We start from the raw sequence: 17817 nt of genomic DNA, 5'->3' as shown, positions 1-17817 counted from the left end.
AATGACAGCCCCCAGCGTCGAGCAACTCAAGCATTTATTATCCGAAACGCGTAATCCCAACACTTACGGACTCGATCAGCAAGATACACTTGGCTTGGTGACCATGATTAATGCCGAAGACCAAGGCGTCGCACTTGCAGTCCAATCACAACTTCCCGCTATCGCTGACGCTGTCGACTACATCGTAGCCGGGTTTCACGCGGGAGGCCGGCTTATCTATATTGGTGCGGGCACCAGTGGACGCCTGGGTGTATTAGATGCCGTTGAGTGCCCGCCTACATTCGGGGTCGGACATGAACAGGTAATTGGCCTTATTGCCGGAGGCGAAAAAGCGATGTTTGTCGCCCAAGAAGGAGCGGAAGATGATCCAAAGGCAGGTGTCGCGGATCTAGACGCCCAACACCTCAGTTCGAAAGATGTTGTCGTCGGTATTGCCGCCAGTGGCCGAACGCCGTATGTGGTTGGCGCGCTTGAATTTGCTAAGCAACAAGGTGCTGTCACCATCGCCTTATCATGTAACCCCAACGCCACGATCAATGCGCATGCTGATATCGCGATAACGCCCGAGGTCGGCCCAGAAGCGCTCACCGGCTCAACTCGTATGAAGTCTGGCACCGCGCAAAAGTTAGTACTGAACCTATTAACCACTGCCGCCATGGTCAAAATCGGTAAGTGTTATCAAAACTTAATGGTCGATGTAAAAGCCACCAATCAAAAACTGGTGACACGCTCATCCCTGATCGTGATGGAAGCGACAGGTTGTGATGAAGCGACCGCGGTTCAGGCTCTGTCCCATGCCGACGGTGAGGTTAAGGTAGCCATTTTTATGGTGTTAACCGGGCAGGATCCGCATTTAGCAAGAAAGCATCTTGAGCAAGCTAAAGGACATTTACGCGATGCACTCGCGATGACGCCACAACGCTGATCCTCATAATATCCGTCGCTCTTGCGAACGATAGCTCTTACAAACGATAGCTTTGCGAACGACAGCTCTTACGAACAACAGCGCTTGCAAATGACAGCGCTAGTAAACGACAGCCTCGCGAACGGTTTACACTTTTTGAGATCCACCTATCCAGATGAAGAGCGCCGATTTCGTTCACGTATCACTGTACTCGGCTGCGCACTGTCCATTCGTTCCACGTACGCTTGGTATTGGCTAAACGGTAAGGGGCGTGAATAGTAGTAGCCCTGCGAAACGTCCACACCATAACGCCGAAGCAAGCTCTCGGCCTCTTCACTCTCAACCCCTTCGGCAACCACCATCACCCCTAACGATCGCGCCATATCGGTGGTTGCACGAACAATACTTTGGTGGCGGCTACTTTTGGGAAGATCTCGCACAAAGCTGCGGTCAATCTTAAGCTCAGTGAAAGGCAATTGAGATAGAAAGTACAAAGACGAATACCCTGTCCCGTAATCATCGATAGACACTTCAATACCATTTGCCGATAGCTCTGCAATCAACTGCTTGAGCCAATTGTAATCTTCCACCATGATCGATTCGGTCAGTTCGAGTGAAATTAAATTCGTGGGTATATGGTACTCTCGAGCCAGTTCAACCACACGATTGGCCAAATCAGGGATATAGATATCAGACGCACTAATGTTGACCGAAAGCCGACGACAGTGGCCACGGTTAATAAGCTGCGCTTGCTGCTGAAAAGCACGTTTAATCACCCAAAGGGTAAGACTATTAATAATCCCGACATCCTCGGCCATTCGTACAAACACCTCAGGCGATATCTGGCCATACTCTGGGTGCGTCCAACGTGCCAGCACCTCTGAGCCATGGATAGAGCCTGTGCGTAAATCAATTTGCGGTTGGTGATAGAGATCCAACCCATCATTCTCAATCGCATCTCTTAAATCCGTGACGAGCGAGACATGTAACTGATGGTGTCGCTGCTCATGAGAATTAAAGTGCGCATAGCTGCCAACAAAAGGACGGTGCTGGTCAATGGCATTTAGCGCTCGGCTAATGAGTAATCCTGGATGATCACCATCGGTTGGATAGTGACAGACACCGATACGCACATTGACTTGCGTAACAAAGGATCCCACGCATAAATCACCATTTAAGCTATCAACCACAGCAGTTAGCACCTGGTCACACGTCTCGCGATCCACATCCTCAATTAAAAAAGCAAACACCCCTTCTTTTAGGCAGCCCAAGCGGTGGCTGGGCATATCACTGTCCGTTTTGATCGCTTGTACCGGCTGAACCGCTAAGGTGTCATTCATACGTGTAGCAATCGCATTGATATATTCATCGCGTGCACTTTCATCTAGATAAGGCAATAAATTGTTATAGTTATCAATCGATAAACAGCACAAATTGAAATTGTTGTTGCGGCTAATGAGGTCGCTGATCACCATGTGCAATACGTTGTTATTAGGAAGGCAACTCAAGGTATCGTGAGTCAGCGCTCGCATTTCCTGCATCCTTTGAAAACGAAACCGCTCGGCAAGCGCCAGAGAAAACAGAATCATGGTTAGCGCAAGCGCTAGCATCAAGACATAACTTGACAACAGAGTGTACTCAATGTAATTCAGCATCAGTGCGTAGAATGTCAGTCCGCCAGCCATTGCGGGTAGCCAACACAAAATAAATAGAAACAACCAGTACTTACTCGGCTGCCATTGCTGCCACAAGTAATAAATAATCACTCCGTAGACTGGGATTTGCGCAATGAGAACAAAAGAGGTAGACATATAAGCCGGCGTAATAAAGCTCAGTAATGCGAGACCGAGCAGCCCACCCGTCGTGATTAAAAATAGAGATCGCGCGCGTTGATGAATAGGACTACGCGTAAAATCTAAGAAAAAATAGGTAAACCATAACCCGACCGTTAATAAACAAACGGTGAGTGCCACCAAGTGATTACTGATAAATATCTGGACAAAATCAGGGACAAAGTAACGACTAAAGCCATGATTCACACTCACCACTAACGCACTCAACACAGTTGCAAACACATAAATTAAGTACACGCGTTGCCGACTGTATACATAGACACCGGCGCTATAGAGTGCCATCAGCATGGCAAAACTCATAAATCCGCCCCATACCAAATGCAGCGATTTGGCGAAATGGTCATAGCGCCCATGATCCATCACCCATAGTGGCATGGTTGCCATATCTCGTGACGTTACTTTGATCAAAAGCTGATTAGCATGCTCAGGGAGCAAGGTCACGGGCACTGAGGACGGCAAGGGCAAGCGGTTCAGTCTTTCTGGTGTAATATCGCCAGCTTTTACACGCGAGCGAATCTGTTCACCATCGAGGACGTGATAAGCGTCAAGATAATCAATTGAAGGGTTATCAGTGATCACATGTATCGGCCGCTCAGTGAGGCCCGTATAGTCAAAGCCGATGTTGATCCAGTACGTTTGGTAAGCTAATTTCCATGGAATGTGGGTTGGCTCTGATACCGACGTGAAAGGGGCATGTGCCATTACATAATCCAGTGATAGCTCGTTCGTCTCGTCAACAAAGTAACTATAGTTTACGTCAAGAAGAGGCTGCTCTTCGGTCGTACCCTCACTGAGATCAGCAATCCACACCCCGAACGTACTCAAGGCGAGTAATGCGAGCAATGTCGCCCCCCAGATCAGGGGTTGTCGTGATTGTAGTGCGTGCATCAAGCCACACTCCCTTAGCCAAAGACAAGCTCGTCATCATGCTATTTTTCTACGTAGCCGCGAGTCTCTTCTACACAGCCGCTAGTAGTTTTGTTTGAACGAGCACTAATAAACTTAGATAGCAATGGCTACTTTTTCAAACAGAGCACACCACGCATTCTCGTTTGCTCGCGATTTCAACGATATTCTCGTCAATCGATAACCGAGCACCGTAACAGCTTATGAACATTGGTATCGCGACAGAACATTTGTTCGTTTTGTATAACAGGCGTATACTGGTAAGCATTGCATTCATCGTGCCTTTAAACGCAACCTAAGGTACCGTTCAGTCGCGAGACCATCGAGCATGAGCATATCAACGCCCCCTGATCACTATCACGAAGACACCGACTTATTAACTGAAATCGCCATTTTGTACTATCAACAAAGCGCGACTCAGGAAGAAATTGCTCGCAAATATAAAATCAGCCGCCCCAAAGTAAGCCGTCTTTTACGTAAAGCACGTGAAGAAGGTATTGTGGAAATCACGGTCAAATTCCATCCCGTACACAGTGCCCAGCTCGAACAGCGATTGATGGCCAGGTTTAACCTTAAACGCGCCTTAATTTCACTCGACCAACCGAGCGCCGAAGAACAACGTACACAAGTCGCGACCTTGGTATCCTCTTATCTTGACGGTAACCTTAACGATGGCATGGTGGTTGCGGTGGGCCAAGGTCAAAATGTCGCAGCGGTCGCCGATCACCCGGGGGTTGTCTCGCATCGTCAAGCCCGGTTTGTTTGCGCAATAGGCGGCACACACCGCAGCGGTGACGCGTTTAATGCCGATCATATCTGTCGACGATTAGCCAAAAAGTTTGGGGGGAGCAGTGAAACCCTATACGCCCCAGCGTATGTGGATAATGAGTCGATTCAACAGGTGTTCGTGTCCCATCCGAATATCAGTGAAACCTTGAACCAGGCCAGAAAAGCAGAGTTTGCACTGGTCGGCATTGGCGATATGGATGAGAATAGTCATATGGTCAAATTGGGTTGCTTTACCGCACGCGAGTTTGTTGAAGCACGGGTGAATCATGGTATTGTCGGAGACATCGGCGGTTTTGATTTCTTCCGACTTGACGGACAACCCACGGATAACCTGATGCGTGGTCGTGTGGTTGGACTGGCGATGCCAGATTTGGCACGTATTCCGAGTGTTATTGCCATGGCGAGCGAGAGTCGTAAAGCCTTATCGATACTCGGTGCGCTGAGAACGGGCGTTATCGATGTACTCGCGACCAGTGCAAGCTGCGCAATGGCCCTGCTGAATATGTCGGAGCCTGCACCTGATGAAAGCGTGTTCACATTTCAACAGGATGAGTAAATTCGTGACAAAAGAGTGAGACGTAACTCTCTTTATATCGCAATACAATTGACAAGTGGCGTAAAAAACTCAAAGATCGTCACATCATTTGCTCAGACGCGTTGCATCTGTTCATATTCAGATCAAGCGTTAGCACGTAACTCGGCGTCTGGGCCTACCACGTAAAGAAGGTGAGTGAAGATGAGCAACAAACTGGACCAACTCCGAGCCCTAACCACCGTTGTCGCAGACACAGGCGATATCGAAGCGATTAAAAAGTACCAACCGCAAGACGCAACCACCAACCCTTCGCTGATCCTGAAAGCCGCGCAAATCAAAGAGTATGCGCCATTGATTGATGAAGCGATTGCGTATGCGAAATCACACAGCAGTGATGCCGACCAACAAGTCGCCGATACCTGTGACCGCCTCGCAGTGAACATTGGTAAAGAGATTCTTAATGTCATTCCTGGTCGCATCTCCACAGAAGTCGATGCCCGTTTATCCTATGACACCGACGCAAGCGTTGCTAAAGCACGTAAGCTGATCAGCATGTACAACGAAGCAGGGATCAGCAACGATCGTATCCTGATCAAACTGGCTTCAACCTGGGAAGGCATTCGTGCCGCTGAAATCCTGGAAAAAGAAGGGATCAATTGTAACCTGACGCTATTATTTTCGTTCGCACAAGCGCGTGCCTGCGCAGAAGCCGGCGCTTACCTGATTTCACCGTTTGTTGGCCGTATTATGGATTGGTACAAAGCCAAAGAAGGCCGTGATTTTGAGCCTGCAGAAGACCCAGGCGTGAAGTCCGTTACCACCATTTACAACTACTACAAAGCACACGGCTACGACACCGTTGTGATGGGCGCAAGCTTCCGCAACGCCGGTGAGATCCTAGAATTAGCCGGCTGTGACCGCCTCACGATCAGCCCACAATTGTTGCAAGAGCTAAGCGATGCTGAAGGCGATATTCCTGTGAAGCTAAAAGACACAGGCGCCACCGAGCAACGCCCAGCAGCAATGACCCATGCGGAATTCTTGTGGGAACACAACCAAGATCCGATGGCCATCGAAAAACTTGCTGAAGGCATCCGAAACTTCGCGGTCGATCAAGGTAAACTTGAAGACATGATTCGCGAACAACTGTGATCCAACCCAAAGCGTGATTTAACACAATAAAAGCGGTTTAGGCCGCTTTTATGATATCGTTTTCTCTTATTTCACCTGTTCAACCTGTAGGTAAACACATGGAACGCAAAATGTTAGCCAACGCCATCCGCGCCCTTGCGATGGACGGTGTTCAAAAAGCCAAATCTGGTCACCCAGGCGCCCCAATGGGCATGGCCGATATCGCCGAAGTATTGTGGCGTGACCACATGAATCACAACCCGCAAAACCCAGATTGGGCTAACCGTGATCGCTTTGTGCTCTCAAACGGCCACGGCTCAATGCTGATCTATTCATTGTTGCACCTGACTGGCTACGATCTTGCTATCGACGATCTGAAGCAGTTCCGTCAATTGCACTCGAATACCCCAGGCCACCCTGAATATGGCTATGCACCGGGTATTGAAACCACCACTGGCCCACTCGGCCAAGGGATTACCAACGCCGTCGGTATGGCCGTTGCTGAAAAAGCACTGGCAGCACAATTTAACCGTGACGGTCACAACATCGTCGATCACCACACCTACGCATTCTTGGGTGATGGCTGCTTGATGGAAGGCATCTCTCACGAATCGTGCTCACTGGCGGGCACGCTAGGTCTCGGTAAATTGATCGCATTCTGGGATGACAACGGCATCTCAATCGACGGTCACGTTGAGGGTTGGTTCTCTGACGACACCGCTAAGCGTTTTGAATCTTACGGTTGGCATGTGATCCCCGCTGTCGATGGCCACGATGCGGATGCGATTCAAGCTGCATTGAGCGCTGCGAAAGCCGAAACCGGCAAACCGACGCTGATCTGCACCAAAACCACCATCGGTTATGGCTCGCCAAATAAATCAGGCAGCCACGATTGTCACGGCGCGCCGCTGGGTGATGACGAAGTACAAGCCGCACGTGAATTCCTAGGTTGGGAACACGCGCCTTTCGAGATCCCACAAGACATCTATGCACAGTGGGACGCCAAAGAAGCCGGCGCAGCTAAAGAAGCAGCTTGGAACGAGCAGTTTGCCGCATATCAAGCACAATACCCTGAGCTTGCCGCCGAGTTTACCCGTCGTATGAACGGTGAACTGCCAAGCAACTGGGACAGCGAAACTCAAAAACTGATTGCGGATCTGCAAGCCAATCCAGCTAAGATCGCATCACGTAAAGCGTCGCAAAACGTCTTAGAAGCGTTCGGCAAACTGCTACCAGAACTGCTCGGTGGCTCAGCCGACTTGGCACCGTCTAACTTGACCATGTGGTCAGGCTCGAAAGCGATCACCGCAGACGACGCGAGCGGCAACTACCTGCACTATGGTGTGCGCGAGTTCGGGATGACCGCCATCATCAACGGTATTGCCCTGCACGGCGGGTTTGTTCCTTACGGGGCGACCTTCCTGATTTTCATGGAGTATGCACGTAATGCCATGCGCATGGCGGCACTGATGAAAACGCAGAACATTCAGGTTTACACCCACGACTCAATTGGCTTGGGTGAAGATGGCCCAACTCACCAGCCGGTCGAGCAAATGGCTAACCTGCGCCAAACACCGAACATGAGCACCTGGCGCCCTTGTGACCAAGTCGAATCGGCAGTAGCGTGGAAAGCCGCGGTAGAGCGTAAAGATGGCCCAAGTGCGCTGATCTTCTCGCGTCAAGGCCTGGCTCAGCAAGAGCGCGACGAGACCCAATTGGCGAACGTTGCCAAAGGCGGTTATATCCTCAAAGACTGTGCAGGCAAACCTGACCTGATCTTTATTGCGACTGGCTCTGAAGTAGAGCTGGCTGTTGAATCAGCTGCTCAGCTAAGCGAAGCAGGCAAACAAGTCCGTGTGGTCTCTATGCCAAGCACTGACTTGTTTGATAAGCAAGACGCCGCTTATCGCGAGTCGGTATTACCATCAGACGTCACCGCCCGTATTGCCATTGAAGCGGGTATTGCTGACTACTGGTACAAGTACGTTGGCCTAGACGGTCGCGTCGTCGGGATGACCACCTTCGGTGAATCCGCGCCCGCTGACGAGCTGTTCAAAATGTTCGGCTTCACGGTTGAAAACGTGGTTAACACTGCAGAAGAGCTGCTGTCTTAACAGCGCATCGATGACACGTTAATCCTGCATTACACGTTACTAAGGCCAGTCAGCGATGACTGGCCTTTTTTTGTCCAAATGAACATCATCGCTTTACAAGTGAACAGATTGCTGTACGGTGGTCACAGCTCTGGAACACGGAGCGTCAATGATTCATCAAGTAAAAGGCAACATAAGCTGCACTATTATCTGTATTATAGAGTTTCTAACGTTACCCGCTTTCGCTTCTAGACATGTCATCGACTCCGTTCAAAGCTATCCTAATTTTTGTAATTTAAGAGAGAATGATTATGTCTAATCAAGCAACTGGTATCGTCAAATGGTTTAACGAAGAAAAAGGCTTTGGCTTTATTACCCGCGAAAATGGCGAAAAGGACGTGTTTGTTCACTTCCGCGCTATCGTTGGTGAAGGCTTTAAGACCCTGACTGAAGGTCAACAGGTTAACTTTACCGTTGAACAAGGCCAAAAAGGCCCACAGGCTTCTGATGTTTCTGTCGCATAAGAAATCAGACCTGATTGATAAGGGGCGCTTAGGCGTCCTTTTTTTTCATCTCAATTTGGCTATCCTACCGAATCACAAGCAAAAATCGCTTTGTTTTCCCCGCAAACATAGAGCACCTGAAAATTAAATATCATAAAGGCTTTACATGTGGGTGGATTGCTGTATTGTGGTGTCAGCTCTGGAACACGGAGCGTCAATGATTCATCAAGTAAAAGTCAACATAAGCTGCGCTATTATCAATATTATAGAGTTTCTAACGTTACCTACTTTCGCTTCTAGACATGTCATCGACTCCGTTCAAAGCTATCCTATTTTTAGTAATTTAAGAGAGAATGATTATGTCTAATCAAGCAACTGGTATCGTAAAGTGGTTTAACGAAGAGAAAGGTTTCGGTTTCATTACTCGTGACAACGGTGAAAAGGACGTGTTTGTACACTTCCGTGCTATCGTTGGTGACGGTTTCAAAACCCTAACTGAAGGCCAACGTGTGAACTTCACCGTTGAGCAAGGCCAAAAAGGCCCACAGGCGTCTGACGTTTCTGTAGCATAAGAAACCGAGTCTGATTGATAAAGGGCGCCTAGGCGTCCTTTTTTTGTGTCTATGATTCGGGAATAGCCCGTATATCGACACAAAACCAAAAAGCCCCAGCCATTTGGCATACTGCCTGGCTGGGGCTTTTTGTTAGTTAGCGTTGTTTTTTCACTTGGTATTATAATCGCCTCGCATCATTATCGCTTCACCCGTGAACGCTTGGCCGCTTAGCTTTGCTGCATTTTTAGCTCTTCTGCATTTGTTGACGCTTTTTCAAAAAGGTCAGCCAGCTTTCTACTGCATCATCCGGCGCAATCTGTTTGGCAAGACGCGCTTGTTTCAGTGCCTGCTCATACTGCTTCAGCTTGTAGTGAGCTTGGACTTTTGCCAACGCAATATCTTTGTCCGAAGCGCCTTTATCAGCATGCTCAAGCGAAGTAAGCGCTTGCTGATACTCACCTTGCTGGATCTGCATTAACGCGAGTTGCCAGTGGTATTGGCTGTCTTTTTTCACCGCCTGTTTCCATGCCCCGATCGCTTGTGGCCATTCCCGAGCCTGCTGCCAAAGGCTTGCCTGTTGCGCCAGCGTTTGCGCATCTTGCTCTGAGGCGGGTAAACGTTTTAGCCATTGCGCCGCACGCTCTGGTACGCCCTCATTGGCATAGAGCTGGGCAACCGTACGCTGCTCGCTTGGCTCAAGGGTAATACCTTGGCGCTGCGCCAGTAAGTAAGTGCTAATTGCCTCTTTTGGCTGTTGCAATCGCACATAGTTTCCGGCCAGTTGCCGCCACCACTGCTTATTGTCAGGCTCACGCTTAATCAACGCTTTCAGCGTCGGTGTGGCACCACGCCATTGCTCAAGCTGAAGCTGAGCCCCTAATTTAAGTGATAAGGCCGATACACTGGCAGTGCTTGTGACCACATCTTGATAATCGGGATACGCCTTTAATACCTGGCTCCACTGTTCACGCTGATAATGTGCCTGCATAATGCGCAGCCACACATCTTCACTTTGATCCGCCTTTTCTTTGGGGATCGCGCGAGCCAACGGGTAGTAATATTGCAGCGCCGACGCATACTGGCCATCGATCAGCAATAAATCGGCTAACATGCGCTTGGTTTGCCACGCTTGTGCATCTTGCAGCTGCTCACTGTCCACCGCACGCTGAATATGCACAATGGCTTGGTCATTATTGCCATATTGCCAATAAAACACCCCTAATGAGCGATCCACAAACGCTTTGTCATACGCCCGACTGACACTCAAATTATCGAGCAGCGCAATGGCTTCACCCAGTTTTGCATCTTGCTCAAGGGTTTGTGCTTTTTCAATCGCGCGTGCCACCGATGGCGAAAGCTGCGCGGCAGCAGGCACCGACATCAATAGCAACGCGCCAATAAATAGTCTTTTCCACATCAGCGTAAATTAAACTCCAATTTGACCTGTTGCCCGGGTTGCGCCACCGCATTACCGTCGACCACTTTCGGCTCGTATTTCCACTTCCGTAGGGCACGTAATGCCTCACGTTCAAACACACGCGGTGGATTGGCATCGACCACTGTTAAATCTTGCGGGCGACCCGATGGACCAATGGTAAAACGCACCACCACATAGCCTTCTAAGTTTCGGCGCATCGCACGCGGCGGGTAATTAGGCTCCACCCGGAACAATGGCATCGCTTGTTGGTTATTGGGGCCGGTATTCAGATTTAGCTCACCCAATGAAGGCGCTTGTACCATCACCCCTTGGATCCCACTTTGCAGATCCAAATTAGGCATATCAGGCTGTGGTGATGAGGTAGACTGCGATTGCGTCTGCGTCACCGGCGTGGGCGTGTCAGGCATTTCGGGCGGTTTAGGCCGCTCTGGCACAGTCCGCTGGCGACGCTGCACCTCGGTATCCGGCTCTTGCATAAAAATATCGATGCGCGTTGACGACGATGTTTCCTGCGGACGTTGACTGCTATGACCTACCATCAATGCCATCAACATAAAAAGCCCTAAGGTAAACACCAACGCCACCGGCATTGAAATCAACCATCGCTTCATTGCGGTGACTCCGTTGCCAACGCAATACTGCCAATACCCGCCCCTTTTGCCGCATCCATCACCTTGACGACCGTGCCATTATACGCCAGTTCATCAGCCTGAATCACCAAAGACGCATCCGGTTTATCCAGCAATAAGTGCTCTAGCGTGGCTTCAACACGCTCAACATCCACGAGACGTTTATCGATATAGATCTCGTTAGAGGCCGTCACCGCAATAAATATACCGGCCTCTTTCTGGCTGGTGGCGTGACTCGCTTCTGGACGGTTCACTTCAACGCCTGACTCGCGCACAAATGAGCTGGTGACAATAAAAAAGATCAACATGATGAACACAATGTCCAACATGGAGGTTAAATCAACTTGCGCTTCTTCGCGCTGTTTTTGGGCTCGAATCAATCGCATTACTGACTCCGAAGCGCCTGCTCGAGCGCAATTTCGCGGCGCTGACAGGCTTTAACTAAACGAGCATGGGCAAACATCCCAGCTAAGGCCGCAACCATTCCCGCCATGGTGGGTAAGGTTGCCATGGAGATCCCTGATGCCATCAAACGTGGGTCGCTAGTGCCTTGACTTGCCATCACATCAAACACAGAGATCATACCGGTCACCGTGCCAAGCAATCCGAGCATCGGGCAAATCGCCACCAAGGCTTTAATAAATCCTAAATAGCGCCCCAACTCTTGCTGGGCTTGAAACAAGACCCCTTGACGAATGGCTCGGGCATACCAAGAGCGCTGATCGGCACGCGCCTGCCAAGCACGCACCCATGCATCACGCTGTGCGGGAAAGCGAGAGAACAAATACAACAGCCGTTCAATCACCAGCAACCAACACACAAACACGACCGCCCCGAGCCACCACAACACCGGGCCACCTTCCGCCATAAAGTGGCGCAAGGTGCTCCCCAAGTCTTGCTGATTCAGCTGTGAGAATAACTCGACGTCTATCATGCCGTTGGTCCGATTGCCGCCTGATTGTCTGTGGTTTCCGCTTGCTCGGCGACTAAACTAATGCTTTGTTTTTCGAGCATGCCGCGAATATGGTCCGCCTGCCCGCTGAGAATATTATGCGCCAACAGCAAGGGAATCGCCGCAATCAGACCCAATACCGTGGTCACCAGGGCCATTGAGATCCCATCGGCCATGACTTTCGGATCACCATTACCAAACTGGGTGATCACCTGGAAGGTTTCGATCATCCCTGTCACCGTCCCCAACAGGCCTAGCATAGGGGCAAGCGCCGCCAAGAGTTTGAGCATCGACAGGCCTTTTTCACAGCCGTGCTGCTCATCGACCACCGCTTCAAGTAAGCGTAACTCGAGCGATTCGACATCACGCTGGGGCGCATCGTGATAGACCTTAAGCACACGGCCAAGCGGGTTATCTTCGGGGGTGTCTGGGTGCTTCAATTGGCGATGCATTTTGGCATGAATCGACAGCAACACTGCCCCGCGGTATAGCGCAATGAGCAAGCCGACGGCCAACAAGGTGGCAATCACTTTGGCAACAAAGCCGCCTTGTGCGAAGCGATCGCCCAGGCTCGGCGCGTTTTCTAGCTGGCCGAGCAACGTGCCACGGGCCGGATCAATCAGTACCGTCTCACCCACTGAAGACACCGCTTGCTCAAGGGTTGACGTGGTTAACGTATTGTCCGGTTGGGCGCGATACGGCACGGCGACTTGGCGATCGGTTTGCCAATTTAGGTAACCTTGATCATTCACTAAGCCGACGTTGCCCACACGCACCACCGCTTGCTCCGATGCCACACCTTGCGCATTTACCACCGGTAACGACACGGTTTGCAGCTCACCGCTGGTTTGCATTTGGGTCAGCATCCCTTGCCATAGGGCATTGAGCTGCTTGAGTGATGGCAATGTATCGGCCGCGACAATATCCGAGACGGTTTGATTAAATGTCGGCTGAGTGATCGCCACATAGCTGGACACGCCATCGGTTTGAATAGTTTTACTCGCTTGGCGCACCACGCCAAATAGCTCACCTAAACTGCCCGACTCTAAGCGAAGTTTGTCTTCCAACGACGCCAATTGCTGCTCGTTGTCACTAAAAGTATCACTGAGTTTTTCGGTTTCCGTCTCCAGCGCATTCCGGGTTGCCTTGAGCTGATCACGCTTTTGGCGCAGCTCACGTTCCGTCATCGCAAATTGTGCTTCACGCGCTTGGTTGTGCTCACGTGCCTGCTGCTGAGCTTGCTCGGTTTGTCCGACCAAATCATCGGCGTGAGTCAAAGGGGCAACCGCGATCAAACAGGCGGCGGCAATCAGGGTTTTCCAGCTCATGATTTCACCCCTTGGTTGGCACTTAATGGCAAAGATAACAACGACGGGGCCACTTGTTTTTGTGCCACCGCAAAGGCCTTATCCACCGCTTCACCGGCGCTAGCATCTAGCTCGACCCAGGTTTCATCACGGGTGCTCCACACCCAATGCTGCTGACCATCGAGGCGACGCGCCACCAGCGACACACGGCCCAGGTGCAAGACATCCACTTGATGATCGCGACCGTTAAGCGCAATGGTATCTTGGTAGGCATCGAGTTTGCTGCCGTAATCACGCTCTATCTGATATGCCTCAAGAATACGACGGAATTTTTCTGAGTCCGCCACATCGGCGCGGCCCATCATCGCCTTCAGTTTTTCAACACGTGCTTGGCGTTGATCGGCTTTGAGCGGAATGTCGTTAGCAAGCCACTGCTCAAGCCCGCCGAGCATGCGATACATCAACGGCACAATGCCTTGACGCGTCTCTTTGATCTCGGTGATTTGATCGCGCAGGCTTTGTGCTTCTGCCTGTTGGTTGCTGACTAAGTTTTGTAAGTGATCGCGGTAGATTTCGAGGTTACTGATTTGCGCCTGGATTTGTTCAATTTCTTGGCGCATGGCTAAACTGCTGTCCGCGCGGCGGTTAATACGAGATTGCGACTGAGCCGCTTCTTGGGTGGTGTTACCCTCGATGGCTTGCGCCTGTTCGAGCTGATCCGCACTGGCAACGGGCGTCAGGGCCAAACAAGCGGCCACTCCCCAAGCAAGGCGAAAAGAAGACGATTTTATCATGGTGATATCTGCAAACATGCTTAATGACAGGGCTTTCGCCCCAAACAAAAGTGAGAATAGTTTCTATTTGCGTGTAATGTACCGAGTTTGGCGGAAAAGATCTAGCCTAGCAGTAAAGGAGCTCGGAGAATATTGCGGCTTATCCGTAAATGACAACGTATATCTATTGACTATATACAAAAACCATTTAGAGTGTATATTAAATAGATACACAGGATGGTGTTATGGCTACAAAAACAGCGCCAATCAACATGCGGGTACAGCCATCGGTAAGAGACATTATCGATGCTGCGGCAAGTTTGAAAAAAGTCGATAGAACCGTATTCATTCAGCAAGCAGCGCTTAATGAAGCGCATAGCATACTGGCCGAACAACGGGATTTTGTCCTTGAAGCAAAGGCGTTTGAAGCTTTCGACAACGAACTTCGTGCAGAGCCGCGAGCGCTTGAAGGCGTGAAGGATCTGTTCAATAGGAAAGCGCCTTGGGAATAAGTGCCCCCACACTACTGACTGATGAGCACCAGATTAATGCCTTTCAATGTGGTATTGAAGCACTCGATACATGGTTAAGAAAACAGGCGTTAAAGAGCCAAAAGCGCGGAACCGCGAGAGTGTATGTTGCCAATGACACAGCAGCCCACCAAGTGATTGGGTACTATGCCATTGCCATGGGTTCAGTATCGAGAGAGCACGCATTTAGCTCACTACGGAGAAATAGCCCTGACCCGATTCCTATGGTGATTTTAGCAAGGCTTGGGGTGGATAACGCCTATCAAGGTCAAGGCATTGCAGCCGGTCTTTTAAAAGATTGTATCATTCGCTCAATACAAGCAATGAACGCTGTTGGTGGCGCGGGCATTTTAGTTCATGCCATTGATACCAGTGCGCAAACGTTCTACAAAAAATTTGGCTTCAAAGAGTCAACGTTTGACCCTTTAGTACTCATGGCACGCATCTGTGATATCGAAAAATCATTGTCCATAGACTGAGGTGATGACTCGCTGCCATGATTCAAACTCCTTATGCATTGTCACGCCAGAGAGTAGGAACGAGTGATCAATACGCTGTTTTTTCCGAGGTGTTTTCTCTCGTTCCCACGCTCCTGCGTGGGAATGCCTACCTTGCTACCATTCGCGACAAACCGCCAGCAGCCCCGACGCGCCCTCGTAATCTCTGGCACTCGAATAACGCCAGTGAGCTACTTCATCGACATAGCCCCGCTTCACCGGGTTTTGATGAATGTAGTCGATTTTCTGCCACATCATGGCGTCGCTTTGTATCAATTCAGGATGCACACCCTCCTGCCAAAACTGATAAGCGCGGTCACCTTTGTGGGCTTTTTTATAAAACGCCAATTGATCCAGAATTTGTTTAACGTTGCGCTCAGCAAGGTATTGAATCAGATTTCTCGCCGTCCATGATTTAAGTCGAGCAAGATATTGACGGTGTCCGGGCGCGTGAATACCGGGATCCAGTGCAGCACGGTCAAGGTGACGAAGTGCGGTAAGTGAGGCTCGGTGATTTTGTAGCGGCTTCTCCCCATGATTCACACTCCATATGCATTACCACGCCGGAGCGTGGGAACGAGGTACGACTTCTACCCATTATTCACACTCCGTATACACTCCCACACCGGAGCGTGGGAACGAGCGAACAGCGCTCAAACCCAAACATAGGGCGCTTTATTCAGAATGCGCTCTCGATTAGCTTACAACTTCCTGCCATTTCGAGTAACTCGTAACAACATCATATTTCGCGTTCTCACTCGTAATCTCTGCATTAATTTTTTCAGAGAATTTAACTCGTTCCCACGCTCCTGCGTGGGAATGCATATCGAGCTACCACTCACGACAAACCGCCAGCAGCCCCGACGCGCCCTCGTAATCTCTGGCACTCGAATAACGCCAGTGAGCCGCGTCATCGACATAGCCTCTTTCTCTCGTTCCCACGCTCCCGCGTGGGAATGCATACCTTGCTACCACTCACGACAAACCTCAAGCAACCCCGACGTGCCCATGTCACCTCTGGCACTCGAATAACGCCAGTGAGCTGCTTCATCGACATAGCCCCGCTTCACCGGGTTTTGATGAATGTAGTCGATTTTCTGCCACATCATGGCGTCGCTTTGTATCAGTTCAGGATGCACACCCTCCTGCCAAAACTGATAAGCGCGGTCACCTTTGTGGGCTTTTTTATAAAACGCCAATTGATCCAGAATTTGTTTAACGTTGCGCTCAGCAAGGTATTGAATCCGATTTCTCGCCGTCCATGATTTAAGTCTAGCAATATCATGATCCAATGCCTTACTTTGCAACACTAAATGACAGTGGTTTTCTAGTACCACCCAAGCGTAAACCTTTAAGCCATCCTTGTTTAAAAAACGCAACGAGTCGAGCAAGATATTGACGGTGTCCGGGCGCGTGAATATCGGGATCCAGTGCAGCACGGTCAAGGTGACGAAGTGCGGTAAGTGAGGCTCGGTGATTTTATAGCGGCTTCTCCCCATGACTCACACTCCATATGCATTACCACGCCGGAGAGTGGGAACGAGATGCAGGTAGACTCTCAGGACAGGCACAAAACAACTTAAAGTGATCTAGTCCATAGATTGCACTGAGTTGGCCAAACGCCTCTCTCGACTCAAGGGTGTGGTATAGAAGCGTTGTTCAATTCCGTAAAGCAGGTACTTTAGCTCCTCATCATTTCTTATTTCAAATTTTTCGTTATCTTCATCAAAGCGTAACTTTTGATCGCAATAACTATTAATATAATCAATAATTTGAGTGCGTTCATCTGCTTCCATTCTATTAAGAGTATCCATCGCCAATGCAATACGTTTTCTGTTTGGCTTAGAAACATCATCTACATTATAGTCATCTGACAAATCAATAAAATCCTTATCCAAGAAGTCCTCGACCTCTTGATCTGTCGCTTCTTTGTATAAAATGTCTATTCCTTTGAATATACTTGAGATTGTGGCAAGGCTGGTAAAAATTAACGTATCTTCTTGACGAAGGTAGACAGCATCTGGTTTATCTTTAATGACCAACCTATGACCGCTTTCCTCTATCTCTGCTGCTTCACCAAATGTAATAGTCTTACGGTGAATAAAAAGCGATGGACTGACTTTCTGAAGGTAGAAATCTCCGTATTGCACTGAGATAACACAAATTATATCTTCAAACTGTGCTTTCTCTAAGTCATCATAGTCCTTAGAGTCAAAAGGGAGCCTAAAAATGTCTGGGCAAAAATCCTGCTGACTAAAACGCTCAACTTTAAACCATGCATCTTCGTCAAGATTGTGATCTGGATCATAGGCCACGCAGGCATCAACATTTACCTGTATTCTATCAAAAAGCCTACTGTCAGATATGATTTTACGATGTGGCTTCTTACGCAATCTTTTAACTTTAGCCAATACGTGATCCAT

Annotated in this window: 18 protein-coding genes; 8 read left to right on the top strand and 10 right to left on the bottom strand. The window is 49.6% G+C overall.

The features are described 5' to 3' along the window. Nucleotide 1: 1 nt before the first annotated feature. Nucleotides 2–925: an N-acetylmuramic acid 6-phosphate etherase gene (murQ, locus tag BZG78_RS05450; protein WP_077660601.1), complete on the top strand. Its 924-nt coding sequence runs from the start codon at nt 2–4 to the stop codon at nt 923–925. Nucleotides 926–1071: 146 nt separating this feature from the next. Here murQ and BZG78_RS05445 read toward each other — a convergent pair whose 3' ends face one another. Next, entirely contained in the window at nt 1072–3645 is a 2574-nt protein-coding gene (locus BZG78_RS05445) for an EAL domain-containing protein (RefSeq protein WP_077660600.1), read from the bottom strand. A gap of 346 nt (nt 3646–3991) precedes the next feature. Between BZG78_RS05445 and BZG78_RS05440 the strand changes: the two genes are divergently transcribed. The 5 genes from BZG78_RS05440 (at nt 3992) to BZG78_RS05420 (ending at nt 9286) form a co-directional block, all read left to right on the top strand. After that, on the top strand, nt 3992–5008 hold the full coding sequence (locus BZG78_RS05440; protein WP_077460847.1) for a sugar-binding transcriptional regulator: 1017 nt from the start codon (nt 3992–3994) through the stop codon (nt 5006–5008). A 180-nt stretch (nt 5009–5188) separates the two neighbouring features. Further along, nucleotides 5189–6139: a transaldolase gene (gene tal, locus BZG78_RS05435; RefSeq protein WP_077660599.1), complete on the top strand. Its 951-nt coding sequence runs from the start codon at nt 5189–5191 to the stop codon at nt 6137–6139. 98 nt (nt 6140–6237) lie between these two features. After that, nucleotides 6238–8232 (top strand): transketolase, encoded by a 1995-nt coding sequence (gene tkt / locus BZG78_RS05430; RefSeq protein ID WP_077660598.1) that lies wholly within the window; start codon nt 6238–6240, stop codon nt 8230–8232. A 290-nt stretch (nt 8233–8522) separates the two neighbouring features. Then, entirely contained in the window at nt 8523–8735 is a 213-nt protein-coding gene (locus BZG78_RS05425; protein WP_077660597.1) for a cold-shock protein, read from the top strand. 338 nt (nt 8736–9073) lie between these two features. After that, on the top strand, nt 9074–9286 hold the full coding sequence (locus tag BZG78_RS05420; protein WP_021023787.1) for a cold-shock protein: 213 nt from the start codon (nt 9074–9076) through the stop codon (nt 9284–9286). Between the two features lie 226 nt (nt 9287–9512). Here the strand turns inward: BZG78_RS05420 and BZG78_RS05415 are convergent, their stop codons facing one another. The 6 genes from BZG78_RS05415 to BZG78_RS05390 form a co-directional block, all read right to left on the bottom strand. Next, nucleotides 9513–10685, bottom strand: a complete 1173-nt coding sequence (locus BZG78_RS05415; RefSeq protein ID WP_021023788.1) for a tetratricopeptide repeat protein — start codon at nt 10683–10685, stop codon at nt 9513–9515. Then, nucleotides 10685–11317 carry an energy transducer TonB gene (locus BZG78_RS05410; protein WP_077460842.1) on the bottom strand — a complete coding sequence of 211 codons (633 nt, stop codon included), beginning with the start codon at nt 11315–11317 and terminating at the stop codon, nt 10685–10687. The genes BZG78_RS05415 and BZG78_RS05410 overlap by 1 nt, the downstream gene beginning before the upstream one ends. After that, nucleotides 11314–11721 carry a biopolymer transporter ExbD gene (locus BZG78_RS05405; protein WP_021023790.1) on the bottom strand — a complete coding sequence of 136 codons (408 nt, stop codon included), beginning with the start codon at nt 11719–11721 and terminating at the stop codon, nt 11314–11316. The genes BZG78_RS05410 and BZG78_RS05405 overlap by 4 nt, the downstream gene beginning before the upstream one ends. After that, entirely contained in the window at nt 11721–12203 is a 483-nt protein-coding gene (locus BZG78_RS05400; RefSeq protein WP_241824069.1) for a MotA/TolQ/ExbB proton channel family protein, read from the bottom strand. Before BZG78_RS05400 ends, BZG78_RS05405 begins: the two co-directional genes overlap by 1 nt. A 62-nt stretch (nt 12204–12265) precedes the next feature. Beyond that, the gene (locus BZG78_RS05395) at nt 12266–13615 is read right to left on the bottom strand and encodes a MotA/TolQ/ExbB proton channel family protein (protein WP_077660596.1); all 1350 of its coding nucleotides are present in this window, start codon (nt 13613–13615) and stop codon (nt 12266–12268) included. Further along, nucleotides 13612–14388: a DUF3450 domain-containing protein gene (locus BZG78_RS05390; RefSeq protein ID WP_102504963.1), complete on the bottom strand. Its 777-nt coding sequence runs from the start codon at nt 14386–14388 to the stop codon at nt 13612–13614. Before BZG78_RS05390 ends, BZG78_RS05395 begins: the two co-directional genes overlap by 4 nt. 224 nt (nt 14389–14612) lie before the next feature. Here BZG78_RS05390 and BZG78_RS05385 point away from each other — a divergent pair, with 224 nt between their 5' ends. Beyond that, the gene (locus tag BZG78_RS05385; protein WP_021023794.1) at nt 14613–14879 is read left to right on the top strand and encodes a DUF1778 domain-containing protein; all 267 of its coding nucleotides are present in this window, start codon (nt 14613–14615) and stop codon (nt 14877–14879) included. After that, nucleotides 14870–15376 carry a GNAT family N-acetyltransferase gene (locus BZG78_RS05380; RefSeq protein ID WP_021023795.1) on the top strand — a complete coding sequence of 169 codons (507 nt, stop codon included), beginning with the start codon at nt 14870–14872 and terminating at the stop codon, nt 15374–15376. Before BZG78_RS05385 ends, BZG78_RS05380 begins: the two co-directional genes overlap by 10 nt. Nucleotides 15377–15511: 135 nt before the next feature. On the opposite strand, the gene BZG78_RS05375 is transcribed toward BZG78_RS05380, so the two are convergent. The 3 genes from BZG78_RS05375 to BZG78_RS05365 form a co-directional block, all read right to left on the bottom strand. Beyond that, nucleotides 15512–15937, bottom strand: a complete 426-nt coding sequence (locus tag BZG78_RS05375) for a hypothetical protein (protein ID WP_199877166.1) — start codon at nt 15935–15937, stop codon at nt 15512–15514. Nucleotides 15938–16362: 425 nt separating this feature from the next. Further along, on the bottom strand, nt 16363–16893 hold the full coding sequence (locus BZG78_RS05370; RefSeq protein ID WP_077660595.1) for a transposase: 531 nt from the start codon (nt 16891–16893) through the stop codon (nt 16363–16365). 90 nt (nt 16894–16983) lie between these two features. Beyond that, nucleotides 16984–17817 (bottom strand): ATP F0F1 synthase synthase, encoded by an 834-nt coding sequence (locus BZG78_RS05365; protein ID WP_077660594.1) that lies wholly within the window; start codon nt 17815–17817, stop codon nt 16984–16986.

The sequence above is a fragment of the Salinivibrio sp. MA351 genome (assembly GCF_001996065.1).
Lineage (GTDB): Bacteria > Pseudomonadota > Gammaproteobacteria > Enterobacterales > Vibrionaceae > Salinivibrio > Salinivibrio costicola.
Note: the sequence above shows the minus strand (reverse complement) of the source record. Positions and strands in the feature narration are given on the sequence as shown.

Bases quoted from the DNA above. Each gene is read 5' to 3' on its own strand.
- BZG78_RS05405 (WP_021023790.1), bottom strand. From the start codon at position 11,721: ATGCGATTGATTCGAGCCCAAAAACAGCGCGAAGAAGCGCAAGTTGAT.
- BZG78_RS05410 (WP_077460842.1), bottom strand. From the start codon at position 11,317: ATGAAGCGATGGTTGATTTCAATGCCGGTGGCGTTGGTGTTTACCTTA.
- murQ (WP_077660601.1), top strand. From the start codon at position 2: ATGACAGCCCCCAGCGTCGAGCAACTCAAGCATTTATTATCCGAAACG.
- BZG78_RS05420 (WP_021023787.1), top strand. From the start codon at position 9,074: ATGTCTAATCAAGCAACTGGTATCGTAAAGTGGTTTAACGAAGAGAAA.
- BZG78_RS05400 (WP_241824069.1), bottom strand. From the start codon at position 12,203: ATGGCGGAAGGTGGCCCGGTGTTGTGGTGGCTCGGGGCGGTCGTGTTT.
- tkt (WP_077660598.1), top strand. From the start codon at position 6,238: ATGGAACGCAAAATGTTAGCCAACGCCATCCGCGCCCTTGCGATGGAC.
- tal (WP_077660599.1), top strand. From the start codon at position 5,189: ATGAGCAACAAACTGGACCAACTCCGAGCCCTAACCACCGTTGTCGCA.
- BZG78_RS05440 (WP_077460847.1), top strand. From the start codon at position 3,992: ATGAGCATATCAACGCCCCCTGATCACTATCACGAAGACACCGACTTA.
- BZG78_RS05385 (WP_021023794.1), top strand. From the start codon at position 14,613: ATGGCTACAAAAACAGCGCCAATCAACATGCGGGTACAGCCATCGGTA.
- BZG78_RS05395 (WP_077660596.1), bottom strand. From the start codon at position 13,615: ATGAGCTGGAAAACCCTGATTGCCGCCGCCTGTTTGATCGCGGTTGCC.
- BZG78_RS05415 (WP_021023788.1), bottom strand. From the start codon at position 10,685: ATGTGGAAAAGACTATTTATTGGCGCGTTGCTATTGATGTCGGTGCCT.
- BZG78_RS05425 (WP_077660597.1), top strand. From the start codon at position 8,523: ATGTCTAATCAAGCAACTGGTATCGTCAAATGGTTTAACGAAGAAAAA.
- BZG78_RS05445 (WP_077660600.1), bottom strand. From the start codon at position 3,645: ATGCACGCACTACAATCACGACAACCCCTGATCTGGGGGGCGACATTG.
- BZG78_RS05370 (WP_077660595.1), bottom strand. From the start codon at position 16,893: ATGGGGAGAAGCCGCTATAAAATCACCGAGCCTCACTTACCGCACTTC.
- BZG78_RS05390 (WP_102504963.1), bottom strand. From the start codon at position 14,388: ATGATAAAATCGTCTTCTTTTCGCCTTGCTTGGGGAGTGGCCGCTTGT.
- BZG78_RS05365 (WP_077660594.1), bottom strand. From the start codon at position 17,817: ATGGATCACGTATTGGCTAAAGTTAAAAGATTGCGTAAGAAGCCACAT.